Origin of the sequence: Escherichia sp. TC-EC600-tetX4 (assembly GCF_019356055.1) — a bacterium.
Classification (GTDB): domain Bacteria; phylum Pseudomonadota; class Gammaproteobacteria; order Enterobacterales; family Enterobacteriaceae.
Genome location: NZ_CP079924.1, coordinates 4,344,671 through 4,360,267, shown reverse-complemented (window position 1 = coordinate 4,360,267; position 15,597 = coordinate 4,344,671). Strand labels below are relative to the sequence as shown.

Here is a 15,597-nt window from a genome sequence, read left to right as displayed (position 1 = left end):
AGTACAAACCCCGTACAAAAGTACGGGGCATAATGCAATTATAGATGGGGGGGATTTTGAGGGTTTCAACCCCCGGCGGCGAGCCGAATGCAGTTTGTATGACCCGCCATCTTCAACCGATTGAGGGTGCTGTCTGCGTTCTCTTTGCCTTTCACCGGGCCAATGACCACACGATTCCAGCCATTGTTGGTGGTGATTTTCGAGTCAAAGCCTTCGAACGCCAGCTGAGCACGTACCGTCTCTGCCTGTTCCGCGCCTCTGAACGAACCGCACTGCACCATCCAGCGGCGTTCGTCTTTTTTCTCCGCCGTCGGTTTTGGCGCGTCAGCGGCACGAGCAACTGGCGCAGCTTGCTGCGGCTTCGACTGCGCAGTCGTGTGCGCAGGAGTTTGCAGCAGATCCTGGTACGGCTGCTGAGAAGAAGCCGGTTTAGACTGGCGCGGTTGCGCCTGTACCGGTGCGGCTTGCGACGTACGCGTCTGCTGCTGCCAGCTTTGTTCAGTCGTACGCGACTGCTGAGCCAGGCGTTGCTGTTCCGCTAATTGCTGCGCCTGACGTTGGCGCTGTAGCGTTTGCTGACGCTGTTCCGGCGTCTGTTCATTCCACGGAACTTCAACCAGCTGCGTTGGCTGCTGGCGCATATCAGCCTGCATTTGTTCAAGAAGCTGACGTTGTTCTGGTGTCAGTTGCTCCGGCGTTTTCACTTCACCACCGGCAGAAGGTTCTGTGGGCGCACGCACTCCCGGCTGGCGACTTTCCAGCTCTTTAATGTAGCGCCAGCGTTCTTCTGGTTTTGGTGGTAGTCCGTTTCCGGTCACTTTCTGGCTTTGCAGCGTCTCGGACTCTTCTTTCTTGTGATGCGTAATGAAGTACAGACCACCGATAAAGGTCACAAGAACGGCGGCAGCAATAGCGACCATAGCGGGAGAAACCGCAGGCAGATTTCGTTGCTTTTTCCGTGAGGTGCTCTTTTTTCGCCGCGAAGGTGCCGGTTGGCTGCGGCGTACATAATCTCGTTGTGCCACTATCGTTTCGCTGTATTTATTCGTTCGTCAGCCCGCCATGTTACTTAAGCGGCGGGCCTTTGACCAGTCACGGCAGTCTTAAAGGTTTACTTTAAGGTAACGCGCGTGTTGATCCCCGGATGATAAGTTCGCAGTCCATTAAACGAGAGCCACTGCCAACGTGTTGCCCCTGCATTTGATCAAGCAATAACAGCATAGCTTCCCGACCGATTTCGTAACGCGGCTGCGCGATGGTTGTCAGCGGCGGATCACAAAATTGCGTCAGGTCGATGTTATCAAAACCGATTATGGAAAGGTCTTCCGGGACTTTCAGCCCCTGGCGTTTTGCCTGAGAAAGTGCGCCGAGCGCCATCACATCGCTATGGCAGAAGACAGCAGTAGGCGGTTGTGGAAGATCAAGCAGCTGCTGCATCGCTTTGCTTCCGGCTTCGAAGGTGAAGTCGCCACGGGCGATGTATTGCGGATCAACCATAATGCCGCAGCGACGCAGCGCCTGAACATAGCCTTGCAGGCGGTAGTGACACAGCGGCATCTCTTCGGGACCGGCTATACAGCCAATCCGTTTATGCCCTTGCTCATATAAATAATTTACTGCATCAAATGCGGCGGTCAGATTGTCGATATGAACTGTAGGCAGCTCCAGCTCCGGTGCAAATTCGTTCGCCATCACCATCGGCGGCAGATTACGCTGTTCCTCAATGCTGGCATCAAACGGCAGCCTTGAACCCAGCAACAACATGCCATCAATTTGCTTGGTGATGATCAAATCGATAAAGGTTTTTTCCTGCTGATTTTGATGCGCACAGTCGCCAATCAGCACCAGATATCCGTGATTTGCCGCCGTAACTTCGATACCGCGAATAATTTCGCTAAAGAAGGGATCGCAGATATCCGGGACAATCACCAGAATGGTGCGGGATTCATTACGCTTGACGTTGCGCCCCATAGGCTGCGGTAAATAACCCACTTCCCGGGCCGCTTTTTCAACCCGATTACGGGTGGCCTGGGAGACTTTATCGGGATTCATTAATGCTCGGGAGACGGTCGCTGTAGAGACTTTTGCCTTGAGGGCAACGTCTTTCATGGTCGCGGCAGTTTCCTGCTTCTTCGCTTTCACACTCACTCCTCGCCTGGCACGTCAGGCGTACTACATCCATGTTTACTTCACATCGGCAACATTTTTAGCAGATAGCGCGTGAAAACGGTTACAGAATTTTCATGAAAAGTGTGATGAATATTGAATTTTTCGATCCGCCTCGCATCGTGAGCGGTTTAACCCTCAATCGGATCAACATCCAGCACCCATTTCACCTTACGGGAATCCGGTATTGTATTGATGAGCGCCAGCGTACCGTTAATGATGTGTTGCAAGCGCACGCGGGAAGGGTGCTGCAACAATATCTGCCAGCGCCAGCGACCGCCACGTTTAGGTGCCAGAGCCGGAACCGGACCGAGAACCCACAGTTTCTCGTCTGCCAGTGGGCTGGAGAGGATCAGATTACGCAGTTGTTGCAGGAACAATGGCGCGTGCTGATTGTTATGATCTTCCGCACGCACAATCACATGGCTGGTCCACGGCGGTAGCTGCATCATTCGCCGCTCAGCCAGCGCCTGTTCGGCAAAGGCGTCGTAGCCTTTATAGAGCAACGTTTGCAACAGAGGATGTTCCGGATGGTGCGTTTGCAGCACCACTTCGCCCTGTTTACCCGCACGCCCGGCACGACCGGCGACCTGGGTGTAAAGCTGAGCGAAACGCTCTGCCGAGCGAAAATCGGCAGAAAACAGCGCGCCGTCCACGTCCAGTAATGCAACCAGCGTCACATCCGGGAAATGGTGACCTTTCGCCAGCATTTGTGTACCAATCAAAATCCGCGCGCCGCCGCGATGTACTTCTGCCAGTTGCTGTTCCAGCGCCCCTTTGCGGCTGGTGGTATCGCGGTCGATACGAGAAATGGGCACGCCGGGGAACAACGGCGCGAGCGTCTGTTCAAGCTGTTCGGTGCCCAGCCCCACGGGGACCAGGTGCGTGGAACCGCAGGAAGGGCACTGGCGCGGCACCGGACGCTGACTGTCACAGTGGTGGCAGCGCAGATGGTGCTGCGCCTGATGCAGCGTGTAGTAGTGATCGCAACGTGGGCATTCGGCAATCCAGCCACAGTCGTGGCACAGCAGTGCAGGCGCAAAGCCACGGCGGTTAAGAAAGAGAATGACCTGGTTATCAGCCTGTAAATGCTGGCGCATACGAGTGATTAACGCCGGAGCCAGACCTGCCTGCACCTTCTGACCTTTTAAATCCAGCACATGTTGAATTGCCGGACGCGCATTCCCTGCCCGACGGGTCAGGCGCAGCAGGCGGTATTTTTTCTGCTGGACGTTGCATAACGTTTCCAGCGCGGGCGTTGCGGAGCCAAGAATAATCGGGATTTGCTCGCTGTGCGCACGATACACCGCCAGGTCGCGGGCATGATAGCGCCAGCCTTCCTGCTGCTTGTAGGAGCTGTCGTGCTCTTCATCAATGACAATCACGCCGAGATTTTTAAACGGCGTAAACAGCGCGGAGCGGGTGCCGATCACAATCGCCGCCTCACCATTTTTCGCTTTCAGCCACGCCGAAAGACGCTCGCTGTCGTTCAGGCCGGAATGCAGAACTTCCACGGGGGCATTAAAACGTTCACGAAAACGGGCGATAGTTTGCGGTGTCAGGCCGATTTCCGGCACCATCACCAGCGCCTGTTTGCCCTGAGCGAGCACGTTTTCCAGTACGCTGAGATAAACCTCCGTTTTACCGGAACCGGTAACGCCCGCCAGCAGCCAGGCAGAAAAAGTATCTGCCGCGCTATGAATTGCGCCAACGGCGGTGGCCTGTTCGGTATTCAATCGCAACCGCTCACCAGAAACGGCATAGTTCGTTCGCCAGTCGCTAAACTCTGGTGTTTCACTTGCTAAATCACACAGACCTTTTTTGCGTAGCGCCTGCAACGCGGCATCATTAAATTCGAGCGTGGCGACCTGGTCGCGCCAGATTTTGCCTTGCCGTAACGCCGCCAGCGCCTGTTGTTGCTTGGGGGAGCGTTTCAGGCTGTTCAGATCCACCGCCTGGCCTTGTTCAGTGGCAAACCAGTACCACATCGGCGCGTTCGCCGCAGGCCGCCCCTGGCGTAGTAAAATCGGCAAGGCATGAAACAGCACATCGCCAATCGGATGATGATAGTAATCTGCCGCCCATAGCAGCAATCGCCAGACGGAGTGAGTAAACACCGGCTCACTATCCAGCACTTCGACTACCGCTTTTAGCTCATTGAGCGGCAGTTCGCTGGCATCGCTAACTGATACCACAATCCCGATGCGCTCCTGCTGTTTGCCAAACGGCACGCGCACGCGACACCCAGCTTTAACCGTCATGCCTTCTGGCAGCAGATAGTCAAAGGTACGAGGAAGCGGAACGGGCAAGGCAACGTGGGCAACGGGCATAGCATCATCCTGACTTGAAATTCGGTGGGTTAGTATACACATTGCCGTAGAAGAGTGCGGATCAGTTTGCATACGCTGGTTAATTTCTGTATGATTTCGCGCCTTCGTACGAAATGATCGTATTGAAGCTATACTTTTAACATCGCGTGGTGTCTGGCGTTAGGGCTGGAAGAGCGACGCGGCCTTAAACCGAGGTTTTCCCATGAAAAAAGATATTCACCCGAAATACGAAGAAATTACTGCTAGCTGCTCTTGCGGTAACGTAATGAAAATCCGCTCCACCGTTGGTCATGACCTGAACCTCGACGTGTGCAGCAAGTGCCACCCGTTCTTCACTGGCAAACAGCGTGATGTTGCTACCGGTGGCCGTGTTGACCGCTTCAACAAGCGTTTCAACATCCCGGGCAGCAAATAAGACCGGATTTCCGAAAAAAGCGCCGCACGGCGCTTTTTTTGTGCCTGAATTTTGGTCGTATTACCACGAAAACAGCGGCCATTCTTTGGCGACCGTGGTGAGTTGTGGCGCATCGAAAACGGCTTGTGGCGAGACCACCGTTTCCTCAAGCGGAATATTCTTGCCGTAACGTTCTTTGAGCTTTGCCTGAACTTGTGGGCTGCTCAGGTCGAACTCTTTCAACTTCTGCTGCTCGCCCACGCGCATTCCCAGCGCGTTCTGGTAAACCTTCCACACCACTTCCGAACAGTACTGGCGATCGTCGCTCCATGAGAAGCTGAAATCATACGGTTTACCGAGATAACGTTTTGCCGTTTGCGCCAGTTTTTGCTGTTGTTCAACACTCAGTCCGCCTTCAACGCGGCGAACAACGTATTTGCCCTTTTCACCATGGGCGATCCACTGCTTGAGCGGGGTGTATTTCACCGGGCCGACTGCTTCAAAAACGTAGGGCTTTTTGTTGCGTATCACCAGCATACCGGTGTGGCTATAATCGGTATGGGTCGCCAGTTGGATCGCTTTACTTTGCGATGAGCGAGAGATCTGAAAGATGATGTCGCCGGTTTGTGGCTGCCAGGCAAAGGCAGGTACAGAAACCAGCAGGCTGAGGATCAGCAGCCTGTTTTTCATAGTTAAACGTCCATGTATAAAAAGCGGTGGGTCGCAGACAACGTGCTCGTTGTTTATGCCGGATGCGGCGTGAACGCCTTATCCGGCCTACAAGTTCGTGCAAATTCAATAAATTGCAATATGACGTAGGCCTGATAAGCGTAGCGCATCAGGCGATTCCACTCCGCGCCGCTCTTTTTTGCTTTAGTATTCCCACGTCTCCGGGTTAATCCCCATCTCACGCATGATCTCTTTTGCCGCTTCCGGGATTTCGTCGCTGCGCTCTTTACGCAGATCGGCATCATCCGGCAAAGGTTGCCCGGTAAAGGCATGCAGAAACGCTTCGCACAGCAGCTCGCTGTTGGTAGCGTGACGCAGGTTGTTCACCTGACGACGCGTGCGTTCATCGGTGAGGATTTTTAACACCTTAAGAGGAATGGAAACCGTAATCTTTTTGACTTGTTCACTCTTCTTGCCGTGCTCAGCGTATGGGCTGATATATTCGCCGCTCCATTCAGCCATGAGATACTTAATCCTCTTCGTCAATAAATTGAGACCAGACCACACAGTTGATGTGGGTACTGACCGTAAACCCGCATAGTTTACCGTACAGGCGTTACCGTGACATCGTGTAATGCACCTGTCGGCGTGATAATGCATATAATTTTAACGGCTATTTGGGATTTGCTCAATCTATACGCAAAGAAGTTTAGATGTCCAGATGTATTGACGTCCATTAACACAATGTTTACTCTGGTGCCTGACATTTCACCGACAAAGCCCAGGGAACTTCATCACATGACGCGTAAACAGGCCACCATCGCAGTGCGTAGCGGGTTAAATGACGACGAACAGTATGGTTGCGTTGTCCCACCGATCCATCTTTCCAGCACCTATAACTTTACCGGATTTAATGAACCGCGCGCGCATGATTACTCGCGTCGCGGCAACCCAACGCGCGATGTGGTTCAGCGTGCGCTGGCAGAACTGGAAGGTGGTGCTGGTGCAGTACTTACTAATACCGGCATGTCCGCGATTCACCTGGTAACGACCGTCTTTTTGAAACCTGGCGATCTGCTGGTTGCGCCGCACGACTGCTACGGCGGTAGCTATCGCCTGTTCGACAGTCTGGCGAAACGCGGTTGCTATCGCGTGTTGTTTGTTGATCAAGGCGATGAACAGGCATTACGGGCAGCGCTGGCAGAAAAACCCAAACTGGTACTGGTAGAAAGCCCAAGTAATCCATTGTTACGCGTCGTGGATATTGCGAAAATCTGCCATCTGGCAAGGGAAGTCGGGGCGGTGAGCGTGGTGGATAACACCTTCTTAAGCCCGGCATTACAAAATCCGCTGGCATTAGGTGCCGATCTGGTGTTGCATTCATGCACGAAATATCTGAACGGTCACTCAGACGTAGTGGCCGGCGTGGTGATTGCTAAAGACCCGGACGTTGTCACTGAACTGGCCTGGTGGGCAAACAATATTGGCGTGACGGGCGGCGCGTTTGACAGCTATCTGCTGCTACGTGGGTTGCGAACGCTGGTGCCGCGTATGGAGCTGGCGCAGCGCAACGCGCAGGCGATTGTGAAATACCTGCAAACCCAGCCGTTGGTGAAAAAACTGTATCACCCGTCGTTGCCGGAAAATCAGGGGCATGAAATTGCCGCGCGCCAGCAAAAAGGCTTTGGCGCAATGTTGAGTTTTGAACTGGATGGCGATGAGCAGACGCTGCGTCGTTTCCTGGGCGGGCTGTCGTTGTTTACGCTGGCGGAATCATTAGGGGGAGTGGAAAGTTTAATCTCTCACGCCGCAACCATGACACATGCAGGCATGGCACCAGAAGCGCGTGCTGCCGCCGGGATCTCCGAGACGCTGCTGCGTATCTCCACCGGTATTGAAGATGGCGAAGATTTAATTGCCGACCTGGAAAATGGCTTCCGGGCTGCAAACAAGGGGTAAAAATGAGTGTGATTGCGCAGGCAGGGGCGAAAGGTCGTCAGCTGCATAAATTTGGTGGCAGTAGTCTGGCTGATGTGAAGTGTTATTTGCGTGTCGCGGGCATTATGGCGGAGTACTCTCAGCCTGACGATATGATGGTGGTTTCCGCCGCCGGTAGCACCACTAACCAGTTGATTAACTGGTTGAAACTAAGCCAGACCGATCGTCTCTCTGCGCATCAGGTTCAACAAACGCTGCGTCGCTATCAGTGCGATCTGATTAGCGGTCTGCTACCCGCTGAAGAAGCCGATAGCCTCATTAGCGCTTTTGTCAGCGACCTTGAGCGCCTGGCGGCGCTGCTCGACAGCGGTATTAACGACGCAGTGTATGCGGAAGTGGTGGGCCACGGGGAAGTATGGTCGGCACGTCTGATGTCTGCGGTACTTAATCAACAAGGGCTGCCAGCGGCCTGGCTTGATGCCCGCGAGTTTTTACGCGCTGAACGCGCCGCACAACCGCAGGTTGATGAAGGGCTTTCTTACCCGTTGCTGCAACAGCTGCTGGTGCAACATCCGGGCAAACGTCTGGTGGTGACCGGATTTATCAGCCGCAACAACGCCGGTGAAACGGTGCTGCTGGGGCGTAACGGTTCCGACTATTCCGCGACACAAATCGGTGCGCTGGCGGGTGTTTCTCGCGTAACCATCTGGAGCGACGTCGCCGGGGTATACAGTGCCGACCCGCGTAAAGTGAAAGATGCCTGCCTGCTGCCGTTGCTGCGTCTGGATGAGGCCAGCGAACTGGCGCGCCTGGCGGCTCCCGTTCTTCACGCCCGTACTTTACAGCCGGTTTCTGGCAGCGAAATCGACCTGCAACTGCGCTGTAGCTACACGCCGGATCAAGGTTCCACGCGCATTGAACGCGTGCTGGCCTCCGGTACTGGTGCGCGTATTGTCACCAGCCACGATGATGTCTGTTTGATTGAGTTTCAGGTGCCCGCCAGTCAGGATTTCAAACTGGCGCATAAAGAGATCGACCAAATCCTGAAACGCGCGCAGGTACGCCCGCTGGCGGTTGGCGTACATAACGATCGCCAGTTGCTGCAATTTTGCTACACCTCAGAAGTGGCCGACAGTGCGCTGAAAATCCTCGACGAAGCGGGATTACCTGGCGAACTGCGCCTGCGTCAGGGGCTGGCGCTGGTGGCGATGGTCGGTGCAGGCGTCACCCGTAACCCGCTGCATTGCCACCGCTTCTGGCAGCAACTGAAAGGCCAGCCGGTCGAATTTACCTGGCAGTCCGATGACGGCATCAGCCTGGTGGCAGTACTGCGCACCGGCCCGACCGAAAGCCTGATTCAGGGGCTGCATCAGTCCGTCTTCCGCGCAGAAAAACGCATCGGCCTGGTATTGTTCGGTAAGGGCAATATCGGTTCCCGTTGGCTGGAACTGTTCGCCCGTGAGCAGAGCACGCTTTCGGCACGTACCGGCTTTGAGTTTGTGCTGGCAGGTGTGGTGGACAGCCGCCGCAGCCTGTTGAGCTATGACGGGCTGGACGCCAGCCGCGCGTTAGCCTTCTTCAACGATGAAGCGGTTGAGCAGGATGAAGAGTCGTTGTTCCTGTGGATGCGCGCCCATCCGTATGATGATTTAGTGGTGCTGGACGTTACCGCCAGCCAGCAGCTTGCTGATCAGTATCTTGATTTCGCCAGCCACGGTTTCCACGTTATCAGCGCCAACAAACTGGCGGGAGCCAGCGACAGCAATAAATATCGCCAGATCCACGACGCCTTCGAAAAAACCGGGCGTCACTGGCTGTACAATGCCACCGTCGGTGCGGGCTTGCCGATCAACCACACCGTGCGCGATCTGATCGACAGCGGCGATACTATTTTGTCGATCAGCGGGATCTTCTCCGGCACGCTCTCCTGGCTGTTCCTGCAATTCGACGGTAGCGTGCCGTTTACCGAGCTGGTGGATCAGGCGTGGCAGCAGGGCTTAACCGAACCTGACCCGCGTGACGATCTCTCTGGCAAAGACGTGATGCGCAAGCTGGTGATTCTGGCGCGTGAAGCAGGTTACAACATCGAACCGGATCAGGTACGTGTGGAATCGCTGGTGCCTGCTCATTGCGAAGGCGGCAGCATCGACCATTTCTTTGAAAATGGCGATGAACTGAACGAGCAGATGGTGCAACGGCTGGAAGCGGCCCGCGAAATGGGGCTGGTGCTGCGCTACGTGGCGCGTTTCGATGCCAACGGTAAAGCGCGTGTAGGCGTGGAAGCGGTGCGTGAAGATCATCCGTTGGCATCACTGCTGCCGTGCGATAACGTCTTTGCCATCGAAAGCCGCTGGTATCGCGATAACCCTCTGGTGATCCGCGGACCTGGCGCTGGGCGCGACGTCACCGCCGGGGCGATTCAGTCGGATATCAACCGGCTGGCACAGTTGTTGTAATTTCAGAAATTTAATAATGCCCGGTACTCATGTTTTCGGGTTTATGGTTTCTAATGAAATATATTGAATTATCATAGGATTAGGCCGGATTAAGCGTTTACGACGAATCCGGCAAGAAGCAATAAGTACATGGTTAGTTTATATTTGCAGTCCGGTTTGCTTTGCATACCGGATTTTCTTTTTCTTACCATCCTGAAGTTTTTTCATCTTCCCTGATTTTTCCTCACCATCATTGGTCATTTTTCGGTTGACGCCCTTCGGCTTTTCCTTCATCTTTACATCTGGACGTCTAAACGGATAGATGTGCACAACACAACATATAACTACAAGCGATTGATGAGGTAAGGTATGAGCTTTTTTCACGCCAGCCAGCGGGATGCCCTGAATCAGAGCCTGGCAGAAGTCCAGGGGCAGATTAACGTTTCGTTCGAGTTTTTCCCGCCGCGTACCAGTGAAATGGAGCAGACCCTGTGGAACTCCATCGATCGCCTTAGCAGCCTGAAACCGAAGTTTGTATCGGTGACCTATGGCGCGAACTCCGGCGAGCGCGACCGTACGCACAGCATTATTAAAGGCATTAAAGATCGCACTGGTCTGGAAGCGGCACCGCATCTTACTTGCATTGATGCGACGCCCGACGAGCTGCGCACCATTGCACGCGACTACTGGAATAACGGTATTCGTCATATCGTGGCGCTGCGTGGCGATCTGCCGCCGGGAAGTGGTAAGCCAGAAATGTATGCTTCTGACCTGGTGACGCTGTTAAAAGAAGTGGCAGATTTCGATATCTCCGTGGCGGCGTATCCGGAAGTTCACCCGGAAGCAAAAAGCGCTCAGGCGGATTTGCTTAATCTGAAACGCAAAGTGGATGCCGGAGCCAACCGCGCGATTACTCAGTTCTTCTTCGATGTCGAAAGCTACCTGCGTTTTCGTGACCGCTGTGTATCGGCGGGCATTGATGTGGAAATTATTCCGGGAATTTTGCCGGTATCTAACTTTAAACAGGCGAAGAAATTTGCCGATATGACCAACGTGCGTATTCCGGCGTGGATGGCGCAAATGTTCGACGGTCTGGATGATGATGCCGAAACCCGCAAACTGGTTGGCGCGAATATTGCCATGGATATGGTGAAGATTTTAAGCCGTGAAGGAGTGAAAGATTTCCACTTCTATACGCTTAACCGTGCTGAAATGAGTTACGCGATTTGCCATACGCTGGGGGTTCGACCTGGTTTATAAATAGTGTGGCTTTTGTGAAAATCACACAGTGATCACAAATTTTAAACAGAGCACAAAATGCTGCCTCGAAATGAGGGCGGGAAAATAAGGTTATCAGCCTTGTTTTCTCCCTCATTACTTGAAGGATATGAAGCTAAAACCCTTTTTTATAAAGCATTTGTCCGAATTCGGACATAATCAAAAAAGCTTAATTAAGATCAATTTGATCTACATCTCTTTAACCAACAATATGTAAGATCTCAACTATCGCATCCGTGGATTAATTCAATTATAACTTCTCTCTAACGCTGTGTATCGTAACGGTAACACTGTAGAGGGGAGCACATTGATGAGCACGTCAGACGATATCCATAACACCACAGCCACTGGCAAATGCCCGTTCCATCAGGGCGGTCACGACCAGAGTGCGGGGGCGGGCACAACCACTCGCGACTGGTGGCCAAATCAACTTCGTGTTGACCTGTTAAACCAACATTCTAATCGTTCTAACCCACTGGGTGAGGACTTTGACTACCGCAAAGAATTCAGCAAATTAGATTACTACGGCCTGAAAAAAGATCTGAAAGCCCTGTTGACAGAATCTCAACCGTGGTGGCCAGCCGACTGGGGCAGTTACGCCGGTCTGTTTATTCGTATGGCCTGGCACGGCGCGGGGACTTACCGTTCAATCGATGGACGCGGTGGCGCGGGTCGTGGTCAGCAACGTTTTGCACCGCTGAACTCCTGGCCGGATAACGTAAGCCTCGATAAAGCGCGTCGCCTGTTGTGGCCAATCAAACAGAAATATGGTCAGAAAATCTCCTGGGCCGACCTGTTTATCCTCGCGGGTAACGTGGCGCTAGAAAACTCCGGCTTCCGTACCTTCGGTTTTGGTGCCGGTCGTGAAGACGTCTGGGAACCGGATCTGGATGTTAACTGGGGTGATGAAAAAGCCTGGCTGACTCACCGTCATCCGGAAGCGCTGGCGAAAGCACCGCTGGGTGCAACCGAGATGGGTCTGATTTACGTTAACCCGGAAGGCCCGGATCACAGCGGCGAACCGCTTTCTGCGGCAGCAGCTATCCGCGCGACCTTCGGCAACATGGGCATGAACGACGAAGAAACCGTGGCGCTGATTGCGGGTGGTCATACGCTGGGTAAAACCCACGGTGCCGGTCCGACATCAAATGTAGGTCCTGATCCAGAAGCTGCACCGATTGAAGAACAAGGTTTAGGTTGGGCGAGCACTTACGGCAGCGGCGTTGGCGCAGATGCCATTACCTCTGGTCTGGAAGTAGTCTGGACCCAGACGCCGACCCAGTGGAGCAACTATTTCTTCGAGAACCTGTTCAAGTATGAGTGGGTACAGACCCGCAGCCCGGCTGGCGCAATCCAGTTCGAAGCGGTAGACGCACCGGAAATTATCCCGGATCCGTTTGATCCGTCGAAGAAACGTAAACCGACAATGCTGGTGACCGACCTGACGCTGCGTTTTGATCCTGAGTTCGAGAAGATCTCTCGTCGTTTCCTCAACGATCCGCAGGCGTTCAACGAAGCCTTTGCCCGTGCCTGGTTCAAACTGACGCACAGGGATATGGGGCCGAAATCTCGCTACATCGGGCCGGAAGTGCCGAAAGAAGATCTGATCTGGCAAGATCCGCTGCCGCAGCCGATCTACAACCCGACCGAGCAGGACATTATCGATCTGAAATTCGCGATTGCGGATTCTGGTCTGTCTGTTAGTGAGCTGGTATCGGTGGCCTGGGCATCTGCTTCTACCTTCCGTGGTGGCGACAAACGCGGTGGTGCCAACGGTGCGCGTCTGGCATTAATGCCGCAGCGCGACTGGGATGTGAACGCCGCAGCCGTTCGTGCTCTGCCTGTTCTGGAGAAAATCCAGAAAGAGTCTGGTAAAGCCTCGCTGGCGGATATCATAGTGCTGGCTGGTGTGGTTGGTGTTGAGAAAGCCGCAAGCGCCGCAGGTTTGAGCATTCATGTACCGTTTGCGCCGGGTCGCGTTGATGCGCGTCAGGATCAGACTGACATTGAGATGTTTGAGCTGCTGGAGCCAATTGCTGACGGTTTCCGTAACTATCGCGCTCGTCTGGACGTTTCCACCACCGAGTCACTGCTGATCGACAAAGCACAGCAACTGACGCTGACCGCGCCGGAAATGACTGCGCTGGTGGGCGGCATGCGTGTACTGGGTGCCAACTTCGATGGCAGCAAAAACGGCGTCTTCACTGACCGCGTTGGCGTATTGAGCAATGACTTCTTCGTGAACTTGCTGGATATGCGTTACGAGTGGAAAGCGACCGACGAATCGAAAGAGCTGTTCGAAGGCCGTGACCGTGAAACCGGCGAAGTGAAATTTACGGCCAGCCGTGCGGATCTGGTGTTTGGTTCTAACTCCGTCCTGCGTGCGGTGGCGGAAGTTTACGCCAGTAGCGATGCCCACGAGAAGTTTGTTAAAGACTTCGTGGCGGCATGGGTGAAAGTGATGAACCTCGACCGTTTCGACCTGCTGTAATCTGACCCCGTTCAGCGGCTGCTTGCTGGCAGTCGCTGAACGTTCTTTACCAGCGTATAGTGGGCGAACGAAAACTACACACTGGATCTCTCATGTCTGCCGCAGGAAAGAGCAACCCACTGGCAATCAGTGGCCTGGTTGTGCTCACACTTATCTGGAGTTATAGCTGGATTTTCATGAAGCAAGTCACCAGTTACATCGGTGCCTTCGACTTTACCGCCTTACGCTGCATTTTCGGCGCTCTCGTTTTATTCATCGTCCTTTTATTACGTGGTCGCGGAATGCGCCCGACACCGTTTAAATACACCTTAGCCATTGCCCTGTTACAAACCTGCGGGATGGTTGGTCTGGCGCAGTGGGCGTTGGTCAGCGGAGGTGCGGGGAAGGTGGCGATCCTGAGCTATACCATGCCGTTCTGGGTGGTGATTTTCGCCGCGTTGTTTCTCGGTGAACGCCTGCGACGTGGGCAATATTTCGCGATTCTGATTGCCGCTTTCGGCTTATTTTTGGTGTTGCAGCCGTGGCAACTCGATTTCTCTTCGATGAAAAGTGCCATGCTGGCAATCCTCTCCGGCGTCAGTTGGGGGGCGAGCGCGATTGTTGCTAAACGTCTGTATGCCCGTCATCCGCGCGTGGATTTATTGTCGTTAACATCCTGGCAGATGCTGTATGCGGCGCTGGTGATGAGTGTGGTCGCTTTACTGGTGCCGCAACGTGAAATTGACTGGCAGCCCACCGTGTTCTGGGCGCTGGCCTACAGTGCGATTCTGGCGACGGCACTGGCGTGGAGCTTATGGTTGTTTGTATTGAAAAACTTGCCTGCCAGTATTGCCAGCTTAAGCACACTGGCCGTTCCCGTTTGCGGCGTACTCTTTTCCTGGTGGCTGCTCGGCGAGAATCCGGGGGCCGTTGAAGGTAGCGGTATTGTGCTGATTGTGCTGGCACTGGCGCTGGTGAGCCGTAAGAAAAAAGAAGCCGTCAGTGTAAAAAGGATCTGAATTTTTTCTTCATGTGGGGCGATCTCTTATTTAACAAAATAACGATAATGCCCCACCATCCGCCAGTTAAACAGCACATCTTCTTCCTGCGCGCCTGCGCCAATGTTATGTATCACCAGCGGCGTACCGTCGCGGGCGAAGCCATCTGAAACCACCCCAATATGTGCCAGCCCGTTATCCAGTCGCCAGGAGACAATATCGCCCGCTTGATAGTCACTGGGGTTCTTGCTGGTGGGGCGTGTTTTATCATGGCGGCTAAACCAGGTTTCCAGATTAGGCACCCGACGGTGATCGATGTTGCTGTCCGGGCGCTTTAACTTCCATTTTTGCGGGTACTCAGCAAAATTCTTCGCCATATCTTCGTGAACCAGTTTCTGCAAATCGACCTTCTGGCTGCGCAATGCGCGGATCACCACATCGGAACATACACCGCGTTCTTGCGGAACATCACCGCCAGGATAAGTAAGCTGCACATACGCCGGATCGTAAAATAGCGTGCTGCCAATTTGCTGTCTGGCACCGTCTGCGATGGCAAGGTTGGTATTGGCCTGGATTTGTACCACGGTTGGTGGAACGGCGGGAGATTTTAAGGAGTGGCTGGTAAATGCCGTTAGCAGGCTGAGCAGCGCCAGTGAAGCTTTCATCTGGTTCGTCCGTGAAAATAAGAGTCACAGATTCGACCTTCCGGGCTAACGATTGTTCTGTAGAGAAAATGTCCAGAAGCGGATAAAAAATTCCTGAACAACGTGGGAGTTTCAGATTACTGGCACAGAGTGCCGGATGCGGAGTGAACGCCTTATCCGGCCTACAAAAGCACGCAAATTCAATATATTGCAGAGATTGCGTAGGCCTGATAAGCGTAGCGCATCAGGCAATTTTGCGTTCAAACTCCCGGACA

Annotated in this window: 13 protein-coding genes; 6 read left to right on the top strand and 7 right to left on the bottom strand. The window is 53.9% G+C overall.

Annotated features, from left to right (window positions below; genetic code table 11):
• Positions 1 to 65 precede the first annotated feature (65 nt).
• The 3 genes from ftsN to priA all read right to left on the bottom strand — a co-directional run bounded on the left by ftsN (position 66) and on the right by priA (position 4,496).
• Positions 66 to 1,025, bottom strand: coding sequence for a cell division protein FtsN (gene ftsN, locus KXD89_RS21100; protein ID WP_000068828.1), 960 nt, complete (start codon positions 1,023 to 1,025; stop codon positions 66 to 68).
• 91 nt (positions 1,026 to 1,116) lie between these two features.
• Complete coding sequence (gene cytR, locus KXD89_RS21095; protein WP_000644904.1) at positions 1,117 to 2,142, bottom strand: DNA-binding transcriptional regulator CytR; 1,026 nt, start codon at positions 2,140 to 2,142, stop codon at positions 1,117 to 1,119.
• A gap of 155 nt (positions 2,143 to 2,297) precedes the next feature.
• Positions 2,298 to 4,496, bottom strand: a complete 2,199-nt coding sequence (priA, locus tag KXD89_RS21090) for a primosomal protein N' (protein ID WP_001301269.1) — start codon at positions 4,494 to 4,496, stop codon at positions 2,298 to 2,300.
• A gap of 202 nt (positions 4,497 to 4,698) precedes the next feature.
• Between priA and rpmE the strand changes: the two genes are divergently transcribed.
• Positions 4,699 to 4,911 (top strand): 50S ribosomal protein L31, encoded by a 213-nt coding sequence (gene rpmE / locus KXD89_RS21085; protein ID WP_000710769.1) that lies wholly within the window; start codon positions 4,699 to 4,701, stop codon positions 4,909 to 4,911.
• 60 nt (positions 4,912 to 4,971) lie between these two features.
• Here rpmE and KXD89_RS21080 read toward each other — a convergent pair whose 3' ends face one another.
• The gene (locus tag KXD89_RS21080; protein ID WP_000797353.1) at positions 4,972 to 5,580 is read right to left on the bottom strand and encodes a YiiX family permuted papain-like enzyme; all 609 of its coding nucleotides are present in this window, start codon (positions 5,578 to 5,580) and stop codon (positions 4,972 to 4,974) included.
• 183 nt (positions 5,581 to 5,763) lie between these two features.
• Entirely contained in the window at positions 5,764 to 6,081 is a 318-nt protein-coding gene (metJ, locus tag KXD89_RS21075; RefSeq protein ID WP_000852812.1) for a met regulon transcriptional regulator MetJ, read from the bottom strand.
• A gap of 276 nt (positions 6,082 to 6,357) precedes the next feature.
• Here metJ and metB point away from each other — a divergent pair, with 276 nt between their 5' ends.
• Positions 6,358 to 7,518, top strand: a complete 1,161-nt coding sequence (gene metB, locus KXD89_RS21070; protein ID WP_001295694.1) for a cystathionine gamma-synthase — start codon at positions 6,358 to 6,360, stop codon at positions 7,516 to 7,518.
• 2 nt (positions 7,519 to 7,520) lie between these two features.
• Positions 7,521 to 9,953 (top strand): bifunctional aspartate kinase/homoserine dehydrogenase II, encoded by a 2,433-nt coding sequence (metL, locus tag KXD89_RS21065; protein WP_000110772.1) that lies wholly within the window; start codon positions 7,521 to 7,523, stop codon positions 9,951 to 9,953.
• 138 nt (positions 9,954 to 10,091) lie between these two features.
• Here metL and KXD89_RS22360 read toward each other — a convergent pair whose 3' ends face one another.
• Positions 10,092 to 10,226, bottom strand: a complete 135-nt coding sequence (locus KXD89_RS22360) for a hypothetical protein (protein ID WP_000660586.1) — start codon at positions 10,224 to 10,226, stop codon at positions 10,092 to 10,094.
• 75 nt (positions 10,227 to 10,301) lie between these two features.
• Between KXD89_RS22360 and metF the strand changes: the two genes are divergently transcribed.
• The 3 genes from metF (at position 10,302) to yijE (ending at position 14,699) form a co-directional block, all read left to right on the top strand.
• Entirely contained in the window at positions 10,302 to 11,192 is an 891-nt protein-coding gene (metF, locus tag KXD89_RS21060) for a methylenetetrahydrofolate reductase (RefSeq protein ID WP_000007523.1), read from the top strand.
• Positions 11,193 to 11,520: 328 nt separating this feature from the next.
• Complete coding sequence (gene katG / locus KXD89_RS21055) at positions 11,521 to 13,701, top strand: catalase/peroxidase HPI (RefSeq protein WP_001295695.1); 2,181 nt, start codon at positions 11,521 to 11,523, stop codon at positions 13,699 to 13,701.
• A 92-nt stretch (positions 13,702 to 13,793) separates the two neighbouring features.
• Entirely contained in the window at positions 13,794 to 14,699 is a 906-nt protein-coding gene (gene yijE, locus KXD89_RS21050) for a cystine transporter YijE (RefSeq protein WP_001271242.1), read from the top strand.
• 26 nt (positions 14,700 to 14,725) lie between these two features.
• Here yijE and KXD89_RS21045 read toward each other — a convergent pair whose 3' ends face one another.
• A complete protein-coding gene (locus KXD89_RS21045) occupies positions 14,726 to 15,343 on the bottom strand; it encodes a DUF1287 domain-containing protein (RefSeq protein WP_000647891.1) in 618 nt (205 codons plus the stop codon).
• Between the last annotated feature and the right edge of the window lie 254 nt (positions 15,344 to 15,597).

Excerpts from the sequence above, each read along its gene's own strand:
- priA (WP_001301269.1), bottom strand. The coding sequence starts at position 4,496 with ATGCCCGTTGCCCACGTTGCCTTGCCCGTTCCGCTTCCTCGTACCTTT.
- rpmE (WP_000710769.1), top strand. The coding sequence starts at position 4,699 with ATGAAAAAAGATATTCACCCGAAATACGAAGAAATTACTGCTAGCTGC.
- KXD89_RS21080 (WP_000797353.1), bottom strand. The coding sequence starts at position 5,580 with ATGAAAAACAGGCTGCTGATCCTCAGCCTGCTGGTTTCTGTACCTGCC.
- metJ (WP_000852812.1), bottom strand. The coding sequence starts at position 6,081 with ATGGCTGAATGGAGCGGCGAATATATCAGCCCATACGCTGAGCACGGC.
- metB (WP_001295694.1), top strand. The coding sequence starts at position 6,358 with ATGACGCGTAAACAGGCCACCATCGCAGTGCGTAGCGGGTTAAATGAC.
- metL (WP_000110772.1), top strand. The coding sequence starts at position 7,521 with ATGAGTGTGATTGCGCAGGCAGGGGCGAAAGGTCGTCAGCTGCATAAA.
- KXD89_RS22360 (WP_000660586.1), bottom strand. The coding sequence starts at position 10,226 with ATGAAGGAAAAGCCGAAGGGCGTCAACCGAAAAATGACCAATGATGGT.
- metF (WP_000007523.1), top strand. The coding sequence starts at position 10,302 with ATGAGCTTTTTTCACGCCAGCCAGCGGGATGCCCTGAATCAGAGCCTG.
- katG (WP_001295695.1), top strand. The coding sequence starts at position 11,521 with ATGAGCACGTCAGACGATATCCATAACACCACAGCCACTGGCAAATGC.
- yijE (WP_001271242.1), top strand. The coding sequence starts at position 13,794 with ATGTCTGCCGCAGGAAAGAGCAACCCACTGGCAATCAGTGGCCTGGTT.
- KXD89_RS21045 (WP_000647891.1), bottom strand. The coding sequence starts at position 15,343 with ATGAAAGCTTCACTGGCGCTGCTCAGCCTGCTAACGGCATTTACCAGC.